This window comes from Streptomyces sp. NPDC021224, assembly GCF_044332905.1.
In the GTDB taxonomy this organism is placed as follows: domain Bacteria; phylum Actinomycetota; class Actinomycetes; order Streptomycetales; family Streptomycetaceae; genus Actinacidiphila.
This window is the reverse complement of record NZ_JBIRPW010000002.1, coordinates 751743-773460: the sequence shown is the minus strand read 5'-3', so window position 1 is coordinate 773460 and position 21718 is coordinate 751743. Positions and strand designations below refer to the sequence as shown.

The window sequence follows — 21718 nt, the reverse complement described above, 5'->3', positions numbered from 1 at the left end:
GCGCTGGGAGTAGCTCACCGACCAGGTAAGAGGCCGAACGCGCATTCCGAGGAGGTGCCCCGTGGCGGCACCCGACCGCCCAACGGCGGCGCCGCGCAAAGGGGCGCGTGGGGGCACCTCCCAGGCGAAGCTCCGGGGGAGAACTGCGCGACAAGCCCCCATCGGCAGAAGGTCGCGCGGGACACCGCACACCGCACCCCAGAGCGGTTGCGAGCGCAACCAATTCCCGGATTCGACCGTCTGAACGAGTAGCGCGCACACACGCGGGCCCGGCATGCCGGTTATGCGAAGAATGGCGGGGACGTGGCATCGTCAGCAGAGCCTCCGGAGGAGAACGCGGAGGATTCCCCCGCAGACGCGGAAGCCCCGGCGCAAGCCGAAACCGACGCACCCCCGGCGCAGCCGGAAGCCCCCGCCCAGCCAGAGGCAACCGCCCCGGCGCAAGCCGAAGAGCCGAGCCCCGCGGAAACCCCGGCGGAGACCCCCGCGGAGACCGCCAAACCCACCGAACCCGCGGCGAAGCCGCGCGGACGTTACACCTGGCTCAAGGTTGTCGGCGCGGTCACCGCCGTCTCCGTCCTGCTCGCCGCCGGAGGCCTCTGGTATCTGTACCAGAAGCTCAACGGCAACATCACCACCGACCACGTCACGGAGAACGAGCTCCAGGCGCACGCGTCGGAGCGGCCCTCCGCGGGGCCGACGTCCGCCGAGAACATCCTGCTCATCGGTTCGGACAACCGCGGCGACGGCAACAGCAAGTACGGCCGCGACAGCGGCACGCAGCGCTCCGACACGGTCATCCTGCTGCACATCGCGGCGGACCGGCACAGCGCCACAGCGATGAGCATCCCGCGCGACCTGATGGCGCAGGTCCCGGCGTGCACCAAGCCCCAGGGCGGGGAGACGACGCCGAAGTTCGAGCAGTTCAACTGGTCCTACCAGTTCGGCGGCGCCGCCTGCACGATCCGTACCGTCGAGGACATGACGGGAATCCGCATCGACCATCACCTGATCGTGGACTTCTCGGGCTTCAAGAAGATCGTGAACGCGATCCACGGCGTGGACGTGTGCCTGCCCGAGCCGGTGCACGACAAGCAGGCGCATCTGGACCTTCCCGCCGGGCGGCAGACGCTCAACGGCGAGCAGGCACTCGGCTACGTGCGCGCCCGGCACGGTCTGGGCGACGGCAGCGACACCGAGCGCATGGACCGCCAGCAGGGCTTCCTGGGCTCGCTGTTCTCGAAGGTGACGAGCAACGGCGTGCTGCTGAACCCCACGAAGGTGTACCCGGTGCTGAGCGCCGCGACGTCCTCGCTGACCGCCGACCCGGGGCTGGACTCGCTCCCGGAGCTGTACGACCTGGCGCGCGAGGTGCAGGGCATACCTGCCGACAAGCTGAACTTCCTGACGCTGCCGAGGGAGCAGTACGTCCTCGACCGCAACCGCGACCAGCTCAAGCAGCCCGCGGCGAACGAGCTGTTCGCGACGCTGCGCGACGACCTCCCGCTGGCGGTGTCCGCGGACGGCCACCAGGACTCCGGGTCCGGGACCACGTCCCCGCACAGCTCCAAGGCGGCCTCGGGAACACCGACCACCACACCCACCGGCACCGCCACCTCCTCGCCCACGTACCGCGGGACGACCGCGGCCGCCGACATCTGCGGCAAAACCACGAACTGAGGCGATGAACTAAGGTGAGCGCTCAGCCGGCCGTGGAGGGAGGACCCGACGACCGTGAGCACCGAGGAGTCCGGGTACGTCGACCCGGCTGACCAGTGGGTGCTGGACCCGGAGACGGGCACGTACCAGCTGCGGCTCGACGTGCCGCAGCAGTCGTACCAGCCCCAGCAGCAGCAGGAGTTCGGCGGCTACGACGGCTACGGCTACGGCGGCACGGCCGAGCCCCCCGCGCAGTCCCCCTACCATGCGCCCGACTACGCGGCCTCCGGCTACGAGGCGTCCGGCTACCAGCCGTACGAGGTTCCCGACGCGCCCGCGGCGTACAGCGGCTACGGGACCGGCGACACGCCCGACGCCCCGCCGGAGTACGGCGGTTACGAGGCCTCCGCCGACCCGGACACCGCCGATGCCCCCGAAGCGCAGCCCGCGGCGCCCCCCGCGCCCCCCGTCCCCGCGGCCGCCCCCGGAGGCAGGCGCGCGGCGCGGCAGGCGCAGAAGCGCAAGTCCCCCGGGCTGCCCCTCAAGGGCGGGCCCAAGGTGTGGGGTGCAGCGGCGGCCGCCGTGCTGGTGGTCGGCGGCATCGTGGGGATCGCCACGCTCGGCGGCGGCGGGGGCGGCGGCAGCATGAACACCGTCGATGTCGGCGGGGCCGGGAGCAAGACCCCCACCCACACCGGTGCGATGAACGTCCTGCTGCTGAGCGCGCACCCCGCGGCGGGCGCCGCGGACTCGGCCGTGCTCGTGCACCTCGCGGCGGACCGCGGGAGCGCGACGGCGCTGGCGATCCCGTCCACCCTGCGCACGGACATCCCGGACTGCCCCGCGGCGGGCGGCAAGGGCACCGTCGGCGGGGCCAAGGGCCAGCCGTTCTCGGCGGCGCTCGGCGGCGGCCGGGACGCGGGCTGCGCGCTGCTGACCGTACGGCAGCTCACCAGGCTCGCGGTCGACCATGTCGTGATGGTCGACTACGCGGCGGCCAAGGGCGTCAAGGGCGTGGCGGCGGGCGACACGTGCGTGGACCGTACGGTCACGGTGCCGCGCACGCTGACCGCGCTGGCGAACGGCAAGCCCGGCGCCCTCACGGCGGACAGCGTGATCGGCACCCCGGAGACGCTCAGCAACGTGGCGGCGGCGCTCGGCGCGATCGATCCGAAGAACACCACCTTCCTCACGCTGCCGGTCGTGAGCGGCGCGCCGGATCCGGACAAGGCGCCGCAGGTCTACGCGCTGCTGGCCAACGACGTCTCGCTGACGGCGGCGGCGAAGCCCGCGGCGCCGGACCCGAAGCTGGTGGGGCCGAAGGCGGTGCCGCACGAGACCCGGGTGATGATCTACAACGGCACGGGTGTCTTCGGCGCGTCCCAGGACGTGCTGGCCTGGCTGCAGACCACGCAGGGCGTGGACCGCTCCACCAACGGCGGCGACGCGCACGCCAAGGCCGCGAAGACGACGCTGCAGTACGCCCCGAACCAGGCGGACCAGGCACGCTCGCTCGCAGCGATGATGGGCCTGCCCGCCTCGGCGCTGGTGGAGGGGACGAAGGACGCGGCGCCGCGCGCGAACATGACGCTGACGCTCGGCGCGGACTACACGGCGCCGGGTGTCCCGGTCGGTCCGCCGACCTCGGCGCCCAAGGGCGTGACGACGGCCCCGGGGACCTCCGCCCACTGCTGAGCTCCGCCCGCACCGGGTCGCGGGCGGGCGGGCGGACCTCCCACCGTCCCGCAAGGGGCAGGCCTCGGGCGCCAGTTCGGACATCCGGGCAAAGTCTGATGAAAAGCTCATGAAAAACCCCGCCAATTGCTGCGGTATTGCGGGAGTTTGCCCGTTTTTTCGGACAACGGATCTTTCCGTACACCCCTTTCGCGTCACCTCGGGCGGCTACTGTAAGCGACTCGGCGGTTACCGGATGGAGGGCCCGAGCGACCGTGGACACGCAAGACCGAGGCGAGATCGATCCGGCGGACCGGTGGCGGAGCGACCCGTCCGCCGGCCCCTACCGGCGGCGCCCCGCCGCCCCCGCACCGGGGCGGCGGCGGGCCCGCGGCCTGCCCCGGCAGACCGGGCGGCCCGTGGGTGCCCCCGCGCGGCCCGCGGCGTCCCCGGACCGGGTGCCGGGTCCGCGCGACCGGGCACCCGCCGTGGGACCGTCCCGGCGCGGCGGGCAGGGCCGGAGCGGCGCACCGGGGAGGGGCAGGGGCGCGGCCCGGGGCCGGTCCGGGCGGCTGTCGCGGCGCAGGAAGGCGCTGCTGTGGGTGGCCGCCTCGATGGGGCTGGTGCTGGTGATCGTCGGTGTCGGCGGCTACCTGGTCTACCAGCACTTCAACGCCAACCTGACCACCGTCGACGTCGGCGACGCGGGCAGCAAGGACGTGCTCGGCGACGGCCCGCTCAACCTGCTGGTGATCGGCACCGACAGCCGCCAGGGGCTGGGCGGCAGGTACGGCGACCCGGACGACACCGGGCACGCGGACACCACGATCCTTTTCCACGTCTCGGCCGACCGCAGCAACGCGACGGCCATGAGCATCCCGCGCGACATCGTCACGTCCATCCCGGACTGCCCGACGCGGCAGCCGGACGGCACGGTCCGGACGATCCCCGGCACCCCCGCGGGGCTGACCACGCCGAAGTTCAACGAGAGCCTGGGGGTCGCGGGCCGGGACCCGGGCTGCACGATGCGGGCGGTACGGCAGCTCACCGGGATCCCCGTCGACCATTTCATGATGGTCAACTTCGAGGCGGTCAAGACGCTGTCGACGGCGGTCGGCGGGGTGGACGTGTGCCTGGCCCGGCCGCTGGTGGACCCCAAGTCGCATCTGGACCTGGCGGCGGGCCGGCACCGTATCGAGGGCGAGCAGGCGCTCCAGTTCGTCCGGACGCGGCACGCGCTGCGCAACCAGAGCGACCTGGACCGGATCAAGCTCCAGCAGCGCTTCCTCGCCGCCATGTTCCGCAAGATCAAGTCGAGCGGCAGCCTGACCGACCCGCGCAAGCTCTTCACGCTCGCGGACACCGCGACCAAGGCGCTCACGGTGGACACCGGGATCGGCAGCGTCTCCCGGCTGACGAGCCTGGCCCGGGGGCTGTCCGGACTGGACACCAAGCACATCACGTTCGTCACCCTGCCCGTCGTCGACAACCCCAACGAGCGGGTGCACGCCACCGTGGTCGTCGACCGGCCGCGCGCGGAACGGCTCTTCACCCTGGTCAAGGACGATGTGTCGCTGAGCGGGCGCAAGAAGCGGAGGCACCGGACCGACCCGAAGCTCGTGGGCCCGAAGGCCCCGGCGTCCGACGTGCGGGTGCGGGTCTACAACGGCAGCGGCATCCTCGGCGCCGCCCGCGGCACGGTGGACTGGCTGCGCGGCACCCAGGGCGTCGGCGGCCCGGCGAACGGCGGCAACGCCCCCGTCCCCGCCGCCCGCACCACGCTGGTCTACTCCCCCGAGCAGGCCGACCAGGCCCGTACGCTCGCGGCGATGCTGGGGCTGCCCGGCTCGGCGCTGCAACCCTCGCCGGGGACGGCCGGGGGGACGGACATGTCGCTCACCCTGGGCGCGGACTTCACCAGGGCGGGGGTGCCCGTACCCGATCCGGACTCCGTCGACGCGGACGACGAGGCGGGCATGGACAGGACGCAGGCGGACGACGCCACCTGTGTGAAGTAGCCCCGGGGACGGCGCCCGCGGCAGACCGTGACTTTCCCCACGGCACCCCGCGAAACCCTTCCGTGATACCGGTCGTGTTAACTCAGGGCCCGGAGATGCAACTCCGGACGCCCGGTCGCCGTCTGAAAGGAGGACGACCGAGTTCCGACCGACAGGGATAGGGGGAGGGTTCACTCATGCGCGACGGGGGAATGGGTGGTGGCGGCCAGGGGGCCGTACCGAACCCCGGTGACCTCGGTTGGGACGAGAGCCTGTACGGGGACGGCCGGCAGCCGTACCCGCCGCAGCAGCCCGCTCCCGGCCGGCAGCACGGGCAGGTGCCGGGCCCCCGCGGCCCGTACGGCCCCGGTCCGGGTCACGCCCCCGACCAGGCACCCGGCCGCATCCCGGGCCAGGGCCCCGGCCCCGGCCGGATACCCGGAGGCATACCCGGCGGCCGTGACGGCTACGACGACGGCTACGGCGGGCACGACGACGGCTACCGCGGCCTCGACGGGAACGACGACGGCTACGGCCGCCACGGCGGGGACGACGGCGGCAGCCCCGCCGGCACCCCGGAGGAATCCCCCGCGGGACCCGGCCACCGCGCCGGGGGCCACCGCAGGGGCGGCCCGCGGCGCAAGCAGCGCAGCCGCAAGCGCAAGGTGCTGCGCTGGACGGCGATCGGCCTCGCGGTCGTGGTGCTCGGCACCGCGGGCGCGGCGTTCGGCTACTACGAGTACCTGGCCGGCAAGATCCGCAAGGGCGAGCGGATCAGCGGCAAGACCACGGTCGCCAAACCGAAGGCCAACGCCAACGGCACCTCGGCGATGAACATCCTCATCCTCGGCTCCGACAGCCGGCTGAGCGCGGAGGACCAGAAGCTGGGCGGCGCGGCCGACAGCTCGGGCGCCCGTGCGGACGTGATCATGATCGCCCACCTGTCGGCGGACCGCAGCAACATGTCGGTCGTCAGCATCCCGCGCGACACCCGGGTCAACATTCCCGAGTGCGAGGACTCCAAGACGCACAGGGTCTACCCGCCGGTCAACACGATCATCAACGCGTCGCTGGGCCGTGGCGGTCCGGGCTGCACGCTCGCGACCGTGCAGAACCTGACGAACGTCTACATCGACCACTGGCTGACGATCGACTTCGGCGGCGTGGTGAAGATGGCGGACGTGGTCGGCGGCGTCCAGGTGTGCGTGCAGCACAGCGTCTGGGACCGTCCCACCAAGTACATCAAGCACGGCGGCTCGGGACTGAAGCTCACCGCCGGCAAGCACGTCATCAAGGGCAAGCAGGCCCTCCAGTGGCTGCGCACGCGGGACGCCTTCGGTTCCGACGCCGGCCGCGCCGAGGCCCAGCACATGTACATGAGCTCGCTGATCCGCACCCTGCGCAGCCAGAACATCTTCTCCAGTCCGGGCCGGCTCAACAAGATCGCCACCACGGCGCTGGACGCCTTCCAGGTCTCCGACGAGATCGGCACCCCGAAGAAGCTCTACGACCTGGGCATGGAGCTCAAGAGCATCTCGCCGAACCGGATGACGATGCTGACCATGCCGCACATCGCCGACCCGCAGGCCCCTGACGCGCACTACCTGCCGGCCGACAACGCGGGCACGGTGTGGTCGCTGCTGCGCAACGACGTCGCCATGGACGCCAACGGCAAGGCCAAGGCGCCCGGCACCGCGAGCGCGAGCCCGAAGCCGAGCACCGCGTCCGGGCCGCCCGCGGCGGCTCCCGCCGCGATCCCGGTCTCGGTCGTCAACGGCACGGCCGGCACCGAGGGCAAGCAGGCGGTCGACCACCGCGCGACCGACATCGCCACCGCGCTGAAGACCGCGGGCTTCACCCAGGCCCAGCCGAGCCAGAAGACCACCCCCAGCCCCGGCACCTCGGTCGTCTACCCGGCGGGCGACGGCGACCAGGGCAAGGCGGACGCCACGTCGGTCGCCAAGGCACTGAAGATCCCGGTCAGCAACGTCAAGCCCTCCACCACCGCGCAGACGGTGACCGTCACGGTGGGCGCGGACTGGACCAAGGGCACGGACTACGCCGCGGCACTGCCGAAGGCGGGCGGGGTGCCCGACAACGCCGACGCGGTCAACGGCGCCGACGACAGCAAGTGCATGCCGATCCAGCCGATCTACCGCTGGGCGGGCTGAGCCCGGTACGCGCACCAGCAGGAGGGGCCCGCCGGAAGCGTCCGGCGGGCCCCTCCTGTGTGAAGCGCGAGGTCAGGCGTCCGCGGGCGCGGTCTCCTGCGCGGCGGCCAGGACCGCGGGGCGGCGGCTCGCGATGACCCGGCGGGCCAGCGAGCGCGGGCTGGTCAGGAAGCCCCAGCCCCAGCACATGTGCATGGTCGCCAGCGCGAGCGGGATACGCAGCCGGGCGGCGGCGGACAGGCCCTTCCCGGCCGGCAGCGAGCCGACGGTGATCGCGGCGAGGTAGCCGACGGGCACCACGAACGCCCACGGCGTGAGCGCGGCGCCGACGACGATCCCGGCGGCATTGGCCAGCAGCGCGGCGGGCGCGGCCAGGTAGCGCAGGTTGACCGAGCCGCGGTGGTAGCGGGTGACGACCCGGCGCCACCGCCCGTACTCCTTGTACTGCCTGGCCAGGGTGCGCACGCTGGGCCGCGGGCGGTAGGAGACGCGCAGCTCGGGCGAGAACCAGATGAGGTGGCCGGCCTCGCGGATGCGGTAGTTCAGCTCCCAGTCCTGGGCGCGGATGAACTCCACGTTGTAGCCGTCCTGCTGCTCCAGCACCTCGCGGCGGAAGACGCCGAGGTAGACGGTGTCGGCGGGGGCCGCGGCGCCGCCGGTGTGGAAGGCGGCGTTGCCGACCCCTATCTTCGCGGTCATCGCCGCGGCGACGGCCTCCTCCCAGGCGTTCTCGCCCTCGGCGTGCATGATGCCGCCGACGTTGGCCGCGCCGGTCTCGTCGAGCAGCCGGACGGCGGTGGCGATGTAGTCGGGGGAGAGCATGCCGTGCCCGTCCACGCGCACCACGACGGGGTGCCGGGAGGCCTTGATCGCGGCGTTCAGCGCGGCGGGGGTACGCCCGGTGGGGTTGGGCACGGTGTGGACCCGCAGGTCCTCGGCGACCAGCTCCGCCGCGATGGCGTCGGTCCGGTCGGTCGACGGGCCCAGCGCGATCACGACCTCCATCTCCCCCGGGTAGTCCTGCTCCAGGATGTGCCGGACGGAGTTCCGCAGATGACGCTCCTCGTTGAGGACCGGCATGATCACGGAGACGGCCGGGAGCGCGGGGTCGGGGGGCGTGTTCACGGCGTTCATGGCGGCAAACGTTACCGCCAACGGGGGACTCCAGCGCGTGGGGGCAAGGCTTACTGTCCTATTTGTCCCTAGCCTGAACGGGTCCAGCCGCCCGTACCGCTGGGGAGGGATTCCCGTGCCGCCGACCAGCCGACACCGCGCCACCGCCGTACGGCCGCACGCACCGCGGGGGCGGGTGCGGCAGGCGGTGCCCGCGAAGCCCGCGCCGCGGGGCGGGCGCCCGGGGCGGCGGCCGCCCATCCGGCTCAGCACCCGGATCGTGGGCGGGCTCGCGGTGCTGGTCATCACGGTGAGCGGGGTGGGCCATACGGTCGTCACCTCGGTGAGCGGCGCGATCGGCCGGGTGGACGCGTTCGGCGGCATGCAGGGGCGGCCGAACGGCAGCAAGGGCACCAACTTCCTGCTGGTCGGCACCGACGGGCGCGACGACCTCGCACCCGCGCAGAAGCAGGCGTACCACCTGGGCGGGGCGCCCTGCCACTGCACGGACACGATCATGCTCGTGCACCTGTCGCAGGACCGCTCGCGGGCCAGCGTGGTGAGCATCCCCCGCGACACCTACGTCCTGCTTCCCTCCCCCGCCACCGAGCCCGGCACCCGCCCGCCACGCGACCCGGCCAGGGCCGCCCGGGCCGCCGCCGGGCACGACCCCCGGCCGCCCGCGGCCCCCGCCGCGACGCACCCGGCCAAGCTCAACCAGGCCTATGCGCAGGGCGGCCCCAAGCTCACCGTGCAGACCGTGGAGCAGCTCACCGGTGTGCACGTCGACCACTACCTGGAAGTGGACTTCACGAGCTTCATGAAGACCGTGGACGTGCTCGGCGGCGTCCCGGTGTGCACCACCAAGCCGCTCAAGGACCCCTGGTCGGGCCTGAACCTGCCGGCCGGCACCACCGTCCTGAACGGCGGGCAGGCCCTCCAGTACGTGCGCTCGCGGCACACCGACCCGGCGGCCGACCTCGGGCGGATGCAGCGCCAGCAGCGTTTCGTCGCCCAGGTCGTGGGCAAGATCACCAGCGAGGGCATGCTCGCCGACCCGCTGAAGCTGAGCAAGGTCGTCTCCACGGTGCTCGGCTCGGTACGCGCCGACCAGGGCCTGGACACCGGGGACATGCTGGGCCTGGCCCGCGCCATGAAGGGCTTCTCGCCGCGCTCGTCGGAATACACCACCGTCCCGCTGAGCAGCAGCAGCGTCGAGGTGCCGGGCCTGGGCTCGACGGTGCGCTGGGATCCGGCGAAGGCCGGGAAGCTGTGGGCGGACGTCCGCGCCGACCGGCCGCTGGCCGCCCCCGCCCCTGCTGACCCCGCCGCACCCGCCGGGACGCCCGCCGCGACCCCCGTCGCGGTCGATCCGGCGACGGTCCGGGTCGCGGTGGAGAACGGCACCGGTGTGCCGGGGCTCGCCGGGGACACCCAGCGGGCGCTGCACGCCACCGGCTTCGCCACCACCGGCGCCCCGGCGACGGCGCACGCCCACGTGCCCCACACGGTCATCCGCTTCGACCCGCAGCGCGGCGACGCGGCGAAGGCGCTCGCGGTGGCGCTGCCCGGCGCGCAGCTGGCGCCGACGCCCGAGCTGGGCCCGGTGCTGCGGGTGACGCTGGGGCCGGACTTCGCGCTGGCCCGGGTGCGGCCGGTGCTCGCCCCGCCGCCGGACCCGGGCACGCGCCCGCAGGACGGTGTGCTCACCGGCGACCGGGTGGGGTGCGCGTGACGGGCTGAGCCCGCCGGGGCGGTCGTCCGGCGCGGCCCGCCGGGTCAGTCGTCCAGCGCGTCGGCCGCGGCGCGCTCTCGGCGCAGCTCCAGGATGGCCTCGCGGCGGGCCAGCCGGTGGGTGCGCCGGATCTGCGCCTCCTGGCAGCGGCGCCGGTCGTCCGCCGTCTCCGGGACGACGGGCGGCACCGGGCGCGGGTGGCCCTCGGCATCGACGGCCACGAAGACCAGATACGCGCTCGCGACCTGCTTGGCGGGCCGTCCCGCCTCGTTCCAGCGTTCGGCGACGACCCGGACACCGACCTCCATGGAGGTCTTGCCCGTCCAGTTGACCTGGGCCTTCACCTGGAGCAGGTCGCCGACCCTGACAGGTTCGAGGAAGGCCATCTCGTCCATCGCACCGGTGACCGCGGGCCCCTCGGAATGCCGCCCGGCGACCGCTCCCGCCGCGTCGTCGACGAGCTTCATCACGACGCCGCCGTGCACGGTGCCCAGCAGGTTGGTGTCGTGCGCGCTCATGATGTGCGACAGCGTGATACGGGCGGCGGACGTCGGCTTGCCGGGCAGGACCGGGACCGCGGGTATGCCGTCGGCCTTCCCGGCACCCCGCGTGACCTGCGGCGGGGCGGGCGGCTCAGGGGTTCCGGAGCCCTCGGATGCGTGGATCATGACCACCACTGTATGTCCGTTACGAAACAGCTGCGGCTCGTGGCCGAATGCATCGGGTCTGCTACAGAACCGCCCTGGATTCAAGGTCCCACGCCGCACCCGGGCACACTGGCCGACATGAGTGGGATGAACGGTTGGAGCGATGACACCGAGCAGCGCCGGCGCAACGAGCCGCCGCTGCCGCCCGAACTGTCGCCGCGCCGGGCCGCCGCCGCAGGCGGGGTCCCGCCGCAGCCGACCCGCACCCCGCAGCGCGGCGACCGGCTGCCGCCGGGGGCGATCCCGCGGCCGTCCGGACCGCCGGACGGCGGCGGCTACGGCCCCCCGTCCACCGGTGCCGGCGGGCCCGGCGGGCCCGGCGGCCGGCTGAGCTGGATCACCCGGCGCAGGGTCGCGTACACCGCGCTCGGCCTGGTCGTGGTGCTGATCGTGGTGTCGGTGTCCACCTACTTCTGGGCCGACGGCAAGGTGCGGCGCGAGGTCGACCTGAGCAAGGTCGAGGACCGCCCGGCCGCGGGCAAGGGCACCAACTATCTGATCGTCGGCTCGGACAGCCGGGAGGGGCTGACCAAGGCGGACGAGAAGGACCTGCACACCGGCGCCGCCGAGGGCCAGCGCACCGACTCGATGATGATCCTGCACACCGGCAGCAACGGCACGACGATGCTGAGCCTGCCGCGCGACTCCTACGTGACCATCCCCGCCTTCACCGGCGAGCGCACCCACAAGCGCTACCCCGCCTCGCAGCACAAGCTCAACAAGGCCTACGCCGACGGCGGCCCGGAGCTGCTGACGCGGACGGTCGAGTACAACACCGGCATCCACATCGACCACTACGCGGAGATCGGCTTCGCGGGCTTCGTCAACCTGGTGAACGCGCTCGGCGGTGTGACGATCCACCTGGACAAGCCGCTGGTCGACAAGGCGTCCGGCGCGGACTTCCCGAAGGCCGGCGACGTCAGGATGAACGGCAAGCAGGCGCTGACCTTCGTCCGCGAGCGGCACCAGGAGGCCGACCAGGACCTCGGCCGGATGCGGCACCAGCAGCAGTTCCTGTCGGCCATCGCCCACCAGGCGGCCTCGCCCTGGACGATCCTCAACCCGTTCAAGCTCTACCCGGTCATCGGCTCGGGCCTGGACACCCTGGTCGTCGACAAGGACATGAGCCTGCGCAACCTCGCGTCGATGTTCTTCGCGATGAAGGGCGTCAGCGGCGGCGACGGCCAGTCCCTGACCGTGCCGATATCCAACGCCAACTACCAGACGGCGAGCGACGGCGACGCCGTCAAGTGGGACATGACGAAGGCCAAGACGCTCTTCGGCGAACTGCAGAACGACGACAAGGTGACCGCCACCAAGTAGTGCCGCCGGTGTCGCGCCGGGCCCCGCGAGCGGCCCGGCACCCGGTACGCCGACAGCCCCGGCCCCCGTCCTGCGACGGGATGCCGGGGCTGTCGGCGTGTGCGGCCGGGTGGCGTCAGTTGTGCGCGGCGGGCTTGCGGCGGCGCATGAAGAAGACGGTGCCACCGCCGGCCACGACGAGCGCGGCGGCGATACCGGCGATCATGCCGGTGTTGCTGCCGCCACCGGTCTCGGCCAGGTTGGACTGACCGCCCGCGGCGGGCTTCGGCGCGTTGGTGTCGTCGACCGGGGCGGCCGGGGCGCTGGTGCTCGCGGACGGCGTGGCCGAGGCGCTCTCGGTCGGCGTGGCGGTGGCGCTGGTCGACGGCGACGGGCTGCCGCCCGTGTCGCCACCGGTGTCGCCGCCGTTGCCGCCCTGCTCGGGCGGGGTGACGGTGGCGCAGGCCTTGTCCGGGGTCGTCACCTTGGTGGTGCCGACCTCGGCGTTCTTGCCGCCCGCGGAGCGCACGACGTGGACGCTGTACTCGGTGTTGGGCGTCCACTCCACCGGGAAGGTGAACTCGGTGCCCTTGCGGGTGCCCTTGACGCCGGTCTGGGTGCCGACCGGGGTCGTTCCCTGCGAGACCGTGATGTCCACGGCCGTGCTGCTGTCCTTGTCGACCACGGTGATGAAGCCGTGGTTGGCGTTGTCGCACCCGGCGGACGCCGTGAACTCGGTGATGGAGCATGCGAACGCGCTGCCTGCAACGCCCAGCGCCAGAGCGGCAGCGGCGGAGGCGACGCCTATGGAACGCACCGCTATGGCGGTGCGGCGGTTAATGGACACGTCTTCCCTTCACGGGATCGGATCACAAGCGTGGTGGACGCCGGTCAGCTCCTACGACGGCCCCCGTCCGGCTGATGGCTTCCACAGCTCTACAAGTCCTCGCGCGGGCTTGTCAATTGATCGCAAACCGACCACAACTCGACCCCAGACACACAAAGAGCACCCGGGCAGGGTGCTCTTCGCGCATCTCACGCCTCGGCTGTTACAGAGTTGCTACGCGGGCAGGTTCCGCGCCATGACGATCCGCTGGACCTGGTTGGTGCCCTCGTAGATCTGCGTGATCTTGGCGTCGCGCATCATCCGCTCGACCGGGTAGTCGCGCGTGTACCCGTAGCCGCCGAGGAGCTGGACGGCGTCGGTGGTGATGGACATGGCCACGTCGGAGGCGTAGCACTTGGCCGCGGCGCCGAAGAAGGTGAGGTCCTCGTCCTTGCTGCCGGCCGAGGCGCGCTCGGAGCGGGCGGCGGCGGAGTAGGTGAGCTGGCGGGCGGCCTCCAGCTTCATGGCCATGTCGGCGAGCATGAACTGGATGCCCTGGAACTCGGCGATGGCCTTGCCGAACTGCTTGCGCTCGGCCACGTAGCCCTTGGCGTAGTCGAGGGCGCCCTGGGCGATGCCGAGGGCCTGCGCGGCGATGGTGATGCGGGTGTGGTCGAGGGTGCGCATCGCGGTCGCGAAGCCGGTGCCCTCCGCGCCGATCATGCGGTCGGCGGGGATGCGGACGTTGTCGAGGTAGACCTCGCGGGTCGGGGAGCCCTTGATACCGAGCTTCTTCTCCGGGGCGCCGAAGGAGACGCCCTCGTCGCCCTTCTCCACCACGAAGGCGGAGATGCCCTTGGAGCGCTTGTCGGGGTCGGTCACGGCCATGACCGTGTAGAAGTCGGAGACCCCGGCGTTGGTGATCCAGCGCTTGACGCCGTTGAGCACATAGGTGTCGCCGTCGCGTACCGCGCGGGTCTTCATGCCCGCCGCGTCCGAGCCCGCCTCGGGCTCCGACAGGGCGTACGAGAACATGCCCTCCTTGCGGGCGAGCGCGCCGAGGTAGCGCGCCTTCAGCTCCTCGGAGCCGGACAGCTGCACGGGCAGCGAGCCGAGCTTGTTGACCGCCGGGATGAGCGAGGAGGACGCGCAGACCCGCGCCACCTCCTCGATCACGATGACGGTCGACAGCGCGTCGGCGCCCGCCCCGTCGTACGCCTCGGGCACGTGGATCGCGTGCAGGTCGTTGGCCTCCAGCGCGTCCCTGGCCTCCTGTGGGAAGCGGCCCTGCTCGTCCACCTCGGCGGCGAAGGGCGCGATCTTCGCCTCGGCGAGGGAGCGCACGGCGTCCCGCAGCATGTCGTGCTCTTCGGAGGTCCGGAAAAGGTCGAAGTCGGAGGATCCGGCCACAGAGTCTCACTCCCCGAGTGCTAATTACCGTTAAGTAACCTGATTGATCCTACGATCCTAGGGCCGCCTCCGCAGCCCGGCGTACGTGACCTTCACGACAGCACAAGGCCACCACCGCGCCCCCTACCCGTTCCCGGCCCGCGCCACTCGGAGCACGGGGGTGAGTGCGGGGCGGGCACGGGGGTGAGCCGGGAGTGAGCGCCGGGAGTGAGCACAGTGGTGACCTGGGGCGCGGCGGCGGCCAGGAAGGCGGGTCACACCCCTCCTTCGGCCGGGGACGTGCCGACTATGCTCGGCCCATGCCTCTCAAGCTGACCGTGATCGGCACCGGATACCTCGGTGCCACGCACGCCGCGGCCATGGCCGAGCTGGGTTTCGACGTGCTCGCGCTCGACATCGACCCGCGCAAGATCGAGCTGCTCGCGCAGGGCCGGGTGCCGATGTACGAGCCCGGTCTGGAGGACATCCTCGCCCGGCACGTGGCCGGCATCGAGGGCTCCACCGGACGGCTGCGCTTCACCATGTCGTGGGAGGAGGTCGCCGACTTCGGCGACGTGCACTTCGTGTGCGTCAACACCCCGCAGAAGCAGGGCGAGTACGCGTGCGACATGAGCTACGTGGAGAGCGCCTTCGAGCGGCTGGCACCGCTGCTGCGGCGGCCCGCGCTGGTGGTGGGCAAGTCCACGGTCCCGGTGGGCAGCGCGGCGCGGCTCGCCGAGACGCTGAGCGCCCTGGCGCCGGCCGGCGCGGACGCCGAACTCGCCTGGAACCCGGAATTCCTCCGCGAGGGCTTCGCCGTGCAGGACACCCTGCACCCGGACCGGATCGTGGTCGGGGTGCGCAGCGAGCACGCGGAGAACCTGCTGCGGGAGGTTTACGCCACGCCCGTCGCAGAAGGCACGCCGTTCGTCGTCGCGGACTACCCCACCGCGGAACTGGTCAAGACCGCGGCCAACGCCTTCCTCGCCACCAAGATCTCCTTCATCAACGCGATGGCCGAGGTCAGCGAGGCGGCCGGCGGCGACGTCGCGGTGCTCGCCGAGGCGATCGGCTACGACGACCGGATCGGCGCCAAGTTCCTGCGGGCCGGCATCGGCTTCGGCGGCGGCTGCCTGCCCAAGGACATCCGCGCCTTCATGGCCCGCGCCGGTGAGCTGGGCGCCGACCAGGCGCTGACCTTCCTGCGCGAGGTCGACTCGACCAACATGCGGCGCCGCACCCAGATGGTGGAGATGGCCCGTGAGGCGCTCGCCGCCTCCGCCCAGGGCCCGGGGTCCGGTTTCCTGGGCCGCCGGATCGCGGTGCTCGGCGCCACCTTCAAGCCCGACTCCGACGACGTACGGGACTCCCCCGCACTCAACGTCGCCGGACAGATCCAGCTCCAGGGCGGCCAGGTCACCGTCTACGACCCCAAGGGCATGGAGAACGCCCGGCTGCACTTCCCCACCCTCGGCTACGCCCCCACCGCGCTGGACGCGGTCCGCGGCGCCGACGTGGTGCTGCACCTGACGGAGTGGCGGGAATTCCGCGAGCTGGACCCGTCCGTGCTCGCCGAGGTCGCCCGCGGCCGCGTGGTGCTGGACGGCCGCAACGCCCTGGACGCCGCGCTGTGGCGCAAGGCGGGCTGGACCTACCGGGCGATGGGCCGCCCCAACGCCTGAGGCCGAGCCCGGCCCGGCCGCCGGGTTGTCGGTGGGTCCCGTCATGATGGTGCAGGTCGGCGCCGCCCGGACCGGGCGGCGACACCTGCTGAAAGGACCCGCCATGATCGGCCGGCTGATCTCCGTCGTCCTCGACTGTCCCGACCCCGCCGCGCTCGCCGCCTTCTACGCCGAGCTGCTCGGCGGCGAGGTGGAGGCGGAGGACGAGACCTGGATCGACCTCAAGCGCGGGGACGGCGCCGACCTGTCCTTCCAGCTCGCCACCGGGCACCGCCCGCCGGCCTGGCCCGACCCCGAGCGCCCGCAGCAGTTCCACCTGGACGTGCGGGTGCCGCGGGCCGAGATGGACGAGGCGGAGCGGAAGGTCCTCGCGCTCGGCGCGACCCTGCTGGAGGACGACCTGGGCGGCTCGCGCAACTGGCGCGTCTACGCCGACCCCGCGGGGCATCCGTTCTGCCTGTGCGCGGGCTGAACGCGCGGGCCGGACACGCGGGCCGAGCGGCGCGGGAGGGGGCCCGGGGCGGTGTCCCGTATCCCCTCCGCCGCGGGCGGTCAGCCGTCGAGCCGGGCCGGGGTCGCCGCCGAGGGGCCGCGGCGGCGCCGGATCGCGGTCGCGGCGGATTCCGCGTCGCGCAGCACCCGCACCGCGTTGCCCCAGGTCAGCTTGGCCAGGTCGGTGTCGGACCAGCCGCGCCGCAGCAGCTCGGCGACGAGCTGCGGGTAGCCGGTGACGTCGGCCATGTCCTGCGGGGTGAAGGCGGTGCCGTCGTAGTCGCCGCCGAGGCCGATGTGGTCGACGCCCGCGACAGCGCGCATGTGGTCCAGGTGGTCGGCGACGGTCGCCGCGGTGGCCACCGGGCGCGGGTGCGCGGCCTCGAAGGCCCGCTGCACGGCCATCCCCGCGGGGGTGGTGTCCAGGTGGTGCAGGCCGTGCTCGCGCATGTTGGCGTCGGCCGCGAGCGTCCACTCGATGGCCGCGGGAGCCACGAATTTCGGCACGAACGTGGCCATGGCCACGCCGCCGTTGCCGGGCAGGGCCGCGAGGACGTCGTCGGGGATGTTGCGGACGTGGTCGCACACCGCGCGGGCCGAGGAGTGCGAGAAGAGCACCGGCGCCTCGGTGACGCGCAGCGCGGCGCGCATGGTGTCGGCCGAGACATGGCTGAGGTCCACCAGCATGCCCAGCCGGTTCATCTCCCGGACGACCTCCTCGCCGAAGGCGGTCAGGCCCCCCGCGGCGGGCTCGTCGGTCGCCGAGTCCGCCCACGCGGTGTTGGTGTTGTGGGTGAGCGTCATGTAGCGCACCCCGAGGGCGTACAGGGACCGCAGGACGCCCAGCGAGTTGTCGATGCTGTGCCCGCCCTCCGCGCCCATCAGCGACGCGATACGGCCCTGTGCCCGGGCCTGCTCCATGTCGTCGGCGGTCAGCGCGAGCGCCAGGTCGTCGGGGAAGCGCTCGGCGAGCCTGCGGACGACGTCGATCTGCTCCAGCGTCGCGGTGACGGCGTCCGCGCCGGACAGCTCGACGGAGACGTACACCGACCAGAACTGCCCGCCGACGCCGCCCGCCCGCAGCCGGGGCAGGTCGGTGTGCAGCAGGCCGCTCTGGTCGGCGGAGACGTCGAGGCGGTCCAGGTCGTACGCGACGTGCTCGCGCAGCGCCCACGGCAGGTCGTTGTGGCCGTCCACGACGGGATGGGCGGCGAGCAGGTCACGGGCGCGGGCGAGATAGTCCATGACCGCACCCTATGCGGGCCGCCCCGCCCGGCCGGCTACTGCCCGAAGCCGAAACCGCCCGTGCCCTCGACCTTGCCGCGCAGCCGGCGGCCCTTCTCGGTGGCCTGGTCGTTCAGCGACTGCTGGAAGTCCCGCATCCGGTCCTGGAGGGCGGTGTCGTGCGCGGCCAGGATGCGGACGGCGAGCAGTCCGGCGTTGCGGGCGCCGGCCACCGAGACGGTCGCGACCGGCACACCGGCCGGCATCTGCACGATGGACAGCAGCGAGTCCATGCCGTCCAGGTACTTCAGCGGCACCGGCACGCCGATGACCGGCAGCGGGGTGACGGAGGCGAGCATGCCCGGCAGATGGGCGGCGCCGCCCGCGCCCGCGATGATCGCCTTGAGCCCGCGCCCGGCGGCCTGCTCGCCGTACGCGATCATCTCGCGCGGCATGCGGTGCGCCGAGACGACGTCGACCTCGAAGGGGACGCCGAACTCGCCGAGCGCCTCGGCAGCGGCCTCCATCACCGGCCAGTCGGAGTCCGAGCCCATGACGATGCCGACCGCGGGCCCCGCGGTGCTCGGACCGGACGTGGCGGGCGCTTCACTCATCGATCGTCCCTCGCAGGTAGTCGGCCGCGTGCCGGGCGCGCTCGCGCACCGCGGGCAGGTCGGCGCCGTAAGCGGTGACGTGGCCCACCTTGCGGCCGGGCTTCACGTCCTTGCCGTACATGTGGATCTTCAGACCGGGGTCGCGGGCCATGCAGTGCAGGTAGCCCGCGTACATGTCGGGGTAGTCGCCGCCCAGCACATTGGCCATGACCGTCCAGCGGGCGCGCGGGCGCGGGTCGCCGAGCGGCAGGTCCAGCACCGCGCGCAGGTGGTTGGCGAACTGCGAGGTGGCGGCGCCGTCGATGGTCCAGTGGCCGCTGTTGTGCGGGCGCATCGCCAGTTCGTTGACGAGGATCCCCGGTGTGCCGTCCCGGCCGCGGGTCTCGAACAGCTCGACGGCGAGGTGCCCGACGACGTCCAGCTCGCGCGCCACCGTCAGGGCGAGCTGCTGGGCCTGCGCCGACAGCTCCTCCGGCAGGTCCGGCGCGGGCGCGACCACCGTGTCGCACACGCCGTCGACCTGCACCGACTCCACCACGGGATAGGCCACGGCCTGCCCGTGCGGGGAGCGCACGACGTTCGCGGCCAGCTCGCGCACGAAGTCGACGCGCTCCTCGGCGAGCACGTCGACGCCCGCCTTGAAGGCGTCCGCCGCGTCGGCCTCGGAGCGCACGAACCACACGCCCTTGCCGTCGTAGCCGCCGACCACGGTCTTGAGGACCACCGGGTAGCCGCTGCCCTCGGCCGCGAAGCGGGTGACGTCCGCGGGGTCGGCGACGATGCGGTTGCGCGGGCAGGGGATGCCGATCTCGGCGAGCCGGGCGCGCATCACGCCCTTGTCGTGCGCGTGCAGCAGCGCGGCGGACCCGGGCCGTACGACGACGCCCTCGGACTCCAGCACCCGCAGGTGCTCGCCGGGGACGTGCTCGTGGTCGAAGGTGATCACGTCGCAGCCGCGGGCGAAGGCCCGCAGTGTGTCGAGGTCGCGGTAGTCGCCGACGGTGACGTCGGAGACCACCTGCGCCGCGGAGTCCTGCGGGGTGTCGCTGAGGATCCGGAACCTGATGCCGAGCGGGATGCCTGCCTCGTGCGTCATACGGGCGAGCTGGCCGCCGCCGACCATGCCGACTACGGGGAATGTCACGATGCGTCCTGCCGGTGGTGCGCGGGGGCGGATCCCCCGGGGTGGGCCCTACCAGGGTATCCGCCGTGCGACGGGCGCCCGAACGCCGGACGGCTCCGCGGTGGCCCGGCGTGGCCCGTTAGCATGAGGACACACAACCGTCACAACGACCCCTACAGACAGGGCCGAGCGATCACCATGAGCGGAATCAACGCGCTGCGCGCCCAGCTGGCGCTGATGTACCGCGAGATCGTGAAGTTCGGCGCGGTGGGCGGGGCCGGCCTGCTGGTGAACTTCGGCGTGTACAACCTGCTGCGCCATCTCACCGGCCTGCAGACCGTCCGCGCGAGTGTCCTCGCGACCCTGGTGTCGATCGTCTTCAACTACGTCGGGTTCCGCTACTTCACCTACCGTGACCGGGACCGCGAGGGCCGGGCCCGCGAGATGGCGCTCTTCCTCGCCTTCAGCTGCGTCGGCCTGGTGATCGAGAACGGCATCCTGTACGTGGCGACGTACGGCTTCCACTGGGACAGCACGCTGCAGAGCAACATCTTCAAGTTCCTCGGCGTGGGCCTGGCCACCCTCTTCCGCTTCTGGTCCTACCGCACCTGGGTCTTCCGGGTGGCGCCCGCGAAGCGGGCGATGGCCGAGACGGTGGAGGAGGCCGAGTCGCTGCTGGCCGAGGGCACCGAGGGCGGGGCGCGCTCGGCGCGCTGACCGCCGCGGCCCCGGGCCTCAGCTCACGATGTCCTCGCGCGGCGGCGGGGGCTGCATCTCGCGGGCCAGGAAGAGCGCGAAGACCGGCGGGCGCTGCTGGAGCAGTTCGAGCCGCCCGCCGTCCGCCTCGGCGAGGTCGCGGGCCAGGGCGAGGCCGAGACCGGTGGAGTTGCGGCCGCTGACGGTGCGCTCGAAGACCCGCGCGCCCAGGTCCGGGGGCACCCCGCGGCCCTCGTCGGTGACCTCGACGACGGCCTGGTTGCCGGTCACCCGGGTGCGCAGGGCGACCGTGCCGGCACCGTGCATGAGCGAGTTCTCGATGAGCGTGGCGAGCACCTGCGCCACCGCGCCGGGCGTGCCGACCGCCCGCAGCGACGGGGTGCCGGAGCGGACGATGGCGCGCTTCTCGTTGCTGTACGCCGGGCGCCACTCCTCGACCTGCTGCTTGATGACCTCGTCGAGGTCGAAGTAGACCGCCGAGCCGGTGCGCGGGTCGCGGGCGTTGGTCAGCAGCCGCTGCACCACGTCGGTCAGCCGCTCGACCTGGCCGAGCGCGATCGACGCCTCCTCCTTGACCGTCTCCTGGTCGTCGGTGGCGACGATCTCCTCCAGCCGCATCGACAGCGCGGTCAGCGGCGTGCGCAGCTGGTGCGAGGCGTCAGAGGCGAGCCGCCGCTCGGCGGTGAGCATCCGCCCGATGCGCTCGGCACTGGAGTCCAGCACGTCGGCGATCCGGTCCAGCTCCGGCACCCCGTAACGGCGGTGGCGCGGGCGGGGGTCGCCGGAGCCGAGGCGCTCGGCGGTCGCCGCCAGGTCGCTGAGCGGGCTGGCGAGCCGCCGCGCCTGCCACACCGCGAGGCCCACCGCGGCTAGCACGGCGAGCAGCGCGACGGCCAGTATCACCAGGACATTGCGCCAGATCTCCCGGCTGACCGTGGAGCGCGACTGCTCCACGGTGACGGACTCGCCGTGGTCGCCGCGCTGGGTGGAGGCGATGGCGTCGCCGCGCGGGCGCTTGCCGAGGGTGACGGGCGGACGGCCCGGCACCCGGACGACGGCGTAGCGGTCCGCGGCGATCTGCCGGTCCAGGCCCTTGGCGTCGATGCTCTCACCGGCCAGTATGCGGTTCTCGACGATCCCGACCAGCCGCACCGCCTCGGACTCGACACCGTCGCGCGCGCTGCTCTCGATGGTGCGCGACTCCACCAGCACCAGGGACAGCCCGAAGACGGCGATGACCGCCAGCACCACGGCGAGCGTGGAGGAGATGAGACGACGGCGCACGGGTGCCGC

At 72.8% G+C, this 21718-nt stretch carries 17 protein-coding genes; 9 read left to right on the top strand and 8 right to left on the bottom strand.

Annotation, left to right across the window (positions count from 1 at the left end; translation table 11 throughout):
- The first annotated feature begins 303 nt into the window (after positions 1-303).
- The 4 genes from ACH4PY_RS08605 to ACH4PY_RS08590 all read left to right on the top strand — a co-directional run bounded on the left by ACH4PY_RS08605 (position 304) and on the right by ACH4PY_RS08590 (position 7501).
- Positions 304-1680, top strand: a complete 1377-nt coding sequence (locus ACH4PY_RS08605; RefSeq protein WP_398177493.1) for an LCP family protein — start codon at positions 304-306, stop codon at positions 1678-1680.
- Between the two features lie 54 nt (positions 1681-1734).
- Positions 1735-3354 (top strand): LCP family protein, encoded by a 1620-nt coding sequence (locus ACH4PY_RS08600; protein ID WP_398177490.1) that lies wholly within the window; start codon positions 1735-1737, stop codon positions 3352-3354.
- 254 nt (positions 3355-3608) lie between these two features.
- A complete protein-coding gene (locus ACH4PY_RS08595) occupies positions 3609-5351 on the top strand; it encodes an LCP family protein (protein ID WP_398177487.1) in 1743 nt (580 codons plus the stop codon).
- A 176-nt stretch (positions 5352-5527) separates the two neighbouring features.
- Positions 5528-7501: an LCP family protein gene (locus ACH4PY_RS08590; RefSeq protein ID WP_398177484.1), complete on the top strand. Its 1974-nt coding sequence runs from the start codon at positions 5528-5530 to the stop codon at positions 7499-7501.
- 72 nt (positions 7502-7573) lie between these two features.
- Here ACH4PY_RS08590 and ACH4PY_RS08585 read toward each other — a convergent pair whose 3' ends face one another.
- Complete coding sequence (locus ACH4PY_RS08585; protein WP_398177481.1) at positions 7574-8635, bottom strand: glycosyltransferase family 2 protein; 1062 nt, start codon at positions 8633-8635, stop codon at positions 7574-7576.
- A gap of 115 nt (positions 8636-8750) precedes the next feature.
- Here ACH4PY_RS08585 and ACH4PY_RS08580 point away from each other — a divergent pair, with 115 nt between their 5' ends.
- Entirely contained in the window at positions 8751-10349 is a 1599-nt protein-coding gene (locus ACH4PY_RS08580) for an LCP family protein (RefSeq protein ID WP_398177478.1), read from the top strand.
- A gap of 44 nt (positions 10350-10393) precedes the next feature.
- Here ACH4PY_RS08580 and ACH4PY_RS08575 read toward each other — a convergent pair whose 3' ends face one another.
- On the bottom strand, positions 10394-10867 hold the full coding sequence (locus tag ACH4PY_RS08575; protein ID WP_398177649.1) for an acyl-CoA thioesterase: 474 nt from the start codon (positions 10865-10867) through the stop codon (positions 10394-10396).
- A gap of 267 nt (positions 10868-11134) precedes the next feature.
- Between ACH4PY_RS08575 and ACH4PY_RS08570 the strand changes: the two genes are divergently transcribed.
- On the top strand, positions 11135-12379 hold the full coding sequence (locus tag ACH4PY_RS08570) for an LCP family protein (RefSeq protein ID WP_398177476.1): 1245 nt from the start codon (positions 11135-11137) through the stop codon (positions 12377-12379).
- A gap of 115 nt (positions 12380-12494) precedes the next feature.
- Here the strand turns inward: ACH4PY_RS08570 and ACH4PY_RS08565 are convergent, their stop codons facing one another.
- Together ACH4PY_RS08565 and ACH4PY_RS08560 are read right to left on the bottom strand one after the other, a co-directional pair.
- The gene (locus ACH4PY_RS08565) at positions 12495-13205 is read right to left on the bottom strand and encodes an LAETG motif-containing sortase-dependent surface protein (RefSeq protein WP_398177473.1); all 711 of its coding nucleotides are present in this window, start codon (positions 13203-13205) and stop codon (positions 12495-12497) included.
- 213 nt (positions 13206-13418) lie between these two features.
- Entirely contained in the window at positions 13419-14594 is a 1176-nt protein-coding gene (locus ACH4PY_RS08560) for an acyl-CoA dehydrogenase family protein (RefSeq protein ID WP_398177470.1), read from the bottom strand.
- Positions 14595-14893: 299 nt separating this feature from the next.
- Here ACH4PY_RS08560 and ACH4PY_RS08555 point away from each other — a divergent pair, with 299 nt between their 5' ends.
- Both ACH4PY_RS08555 and ACH4PY_RS08550 read left to right on the top strand, forming a co-directional pair.
- The gene (locus tag ACH4PY_RS08555; protein WP_398177468.1) at positions 14894-16255 is read left to right on the top strand and encodes a UDP-glucose dehydrogenase family protein; all 1362 of its coding nucleotides are present in this window, start codon (positions 14894-14896) and stop codon (positions 16253-16255) included.
- A gap of 103 nt (positions 16256-16358) precedes the next feature.
- Positions 16359-16727 carry a VOC family protein gene (locus ACH4PY_RS08550; protein ID WP_398177465.1) on the top strand — a complete coding sequence of 123 codons (369 nt, stop codon included), beginning with the start codon at positions 16359-16361 and terminating at the stop codon, positions 16725-16727.
- 80 nt (positions 16728-16807) lie between these two features.
- Here the strand turns inward: ACH4PY_RS08550 and ACH4PY_RS08545 are convergent, their stop codons facing one another.
- From ACH4PY_RS08545 to ACH4PY_RS08535, 3 genes are read right to left on the bottom strand one after another with little or no spacing between them, the layout of a single operon-like run.
- Positions 16808-17992 carry a dipeptidase gene (locus tag ACH4PY_RS08545; RefSeq protein ID WP_398177462.1) on the bottom strand — a complete coding sequence of 395 codons (1185 nt, stop codon included), beginning with the start codon at positions 17990-17992 and terminating at the stop codon, positions 16808-16810.
- A gap of 35 nt (positions 17993-18027) precedes the next feature.
- Positions 18028-18585 (bottom strand): 5-(carboxyamino)imidazole ribonucleotide mutase, encoded by a 558-nt coding sequence (purE, locus tag ACH4PY_RS08540; RefSeq protein ID WP_398177459.1) that lies wholly within the window; start codon positions 18583-18585, stop codon positions 18028-18030.
- Positions 18578-19729: a 5-(carboxyamino)imidazole ribonucleotide synthase gene (locus tag ACH4PY_RS08535; protein ID WP_398177456.1), complete on the bottom strand. Its 1152-nt coding sequence runs from the start codon at positions 19727-19729 to the stop codon at positions 18578-18580. Before ACH4PY_RS08535 ends, purE begins: the two co-directional genes overlap by 8 nt.
- A 177-nt stretch (positions 19730-19906) precedes the next feature.
- Between ACH4PY_RS08535 and ACH4PY_RS08530 the strand changes: the two genes are divergently transcribed.
- Entirely contained in the window at positions 19907-20425 is a 519-nt protein-coding gene (locus ACH4PY_RS08530; protein ID WP_398177453.1) for a GtrA family protein, read from the top strand.
- An 18-nt stretch (positions 20426-20443) separates the two neighbouring features.
- Here the strand turns inward: ACH4PY_RS08530 and ACH4PY_RS08525 are convergent, their stop codons facing one another.
- A complete protein-coding gene (locus tag ACH4PY_RS08525) occupies positions 20444-21709 on the bottom strand; it encodes an ATP-binding protein (RefSeq protein WP_398177450.1) in 1266 nt (421 codons plus the stop codon).
- Between the last annotated feature and the right edge of the window lie 9 nt (positions 21710-21718).

Excerpts from the sequence above, each read along its gene's own strand:
- ACH4PY_RS08590 (WP_398177484.1), top strand. The coding sequence starts at position 5,528 with ATGCGCGACGGGGGAATGGGTGGTGGCGGCCAGGGGGCCGTACCGAAC.
- ACH4PY_RS08585 (WP_398177481.1), bottom strand. The coding sequence starts at position 8,635 with ATGAACGCCGTGAACACGCCCCCCGACCCCGCGCTCCCGGCCGTCTCC.
- ACH4PY_RS08575 (WP_398177649.1), bottom strand. The coding sequence starts at position 10,867 with ATGAGCGCGCACGACACCAACCTGCTGGGCACCGTGCACGGCGGCGTC.
- ACH4PY_RS08570 (WP_398177476.1), top strand. The coding sequence starts at position 11,135 with ATGAGTGGGATGAACGGTTGGAGCGATGACACCGAGCAGCGCCGGCGC.
- ACH4PY_RS08555 (WP_398177468.1), top strand. The coding sequence starts at position 14,894 with ATGCCTCTCAAGCTGACCGTGATCGGCACCGGATACCTCGGTGCCACG.
- ACH4PY_RS08550 (WP_398177465.1), top strand. The coding sequence starts at position 16,359 with ATGATCGGCCGGCTGATCTCCGTCGTCCTCGACTGTCCCGACCCCGCC.
- ACH4PY_RS08545 (WP_398177462.1), bottom strand. The coding sequence starts at position 17,992 with ATGGACTATCTCGCCCGCGCCCGTGACCTGCTCGCCGCCCATCCCGTC.
- purE (WP_398177459.1), bottom strand. The coding sequence starts at position 18,585 with ATGAGTGAAGCGCCCGCCACGTCCGGTCCGAGCACCGCGGGGCCCGCG.
- ACH4PY_RS08530 (WP_398177453.1), top strand. The coding sequence starts at position 19,907 with ATGAGCGGAATCAACGCGCTGCGCGCCCAGCTGGCGCTGATGTACCGC.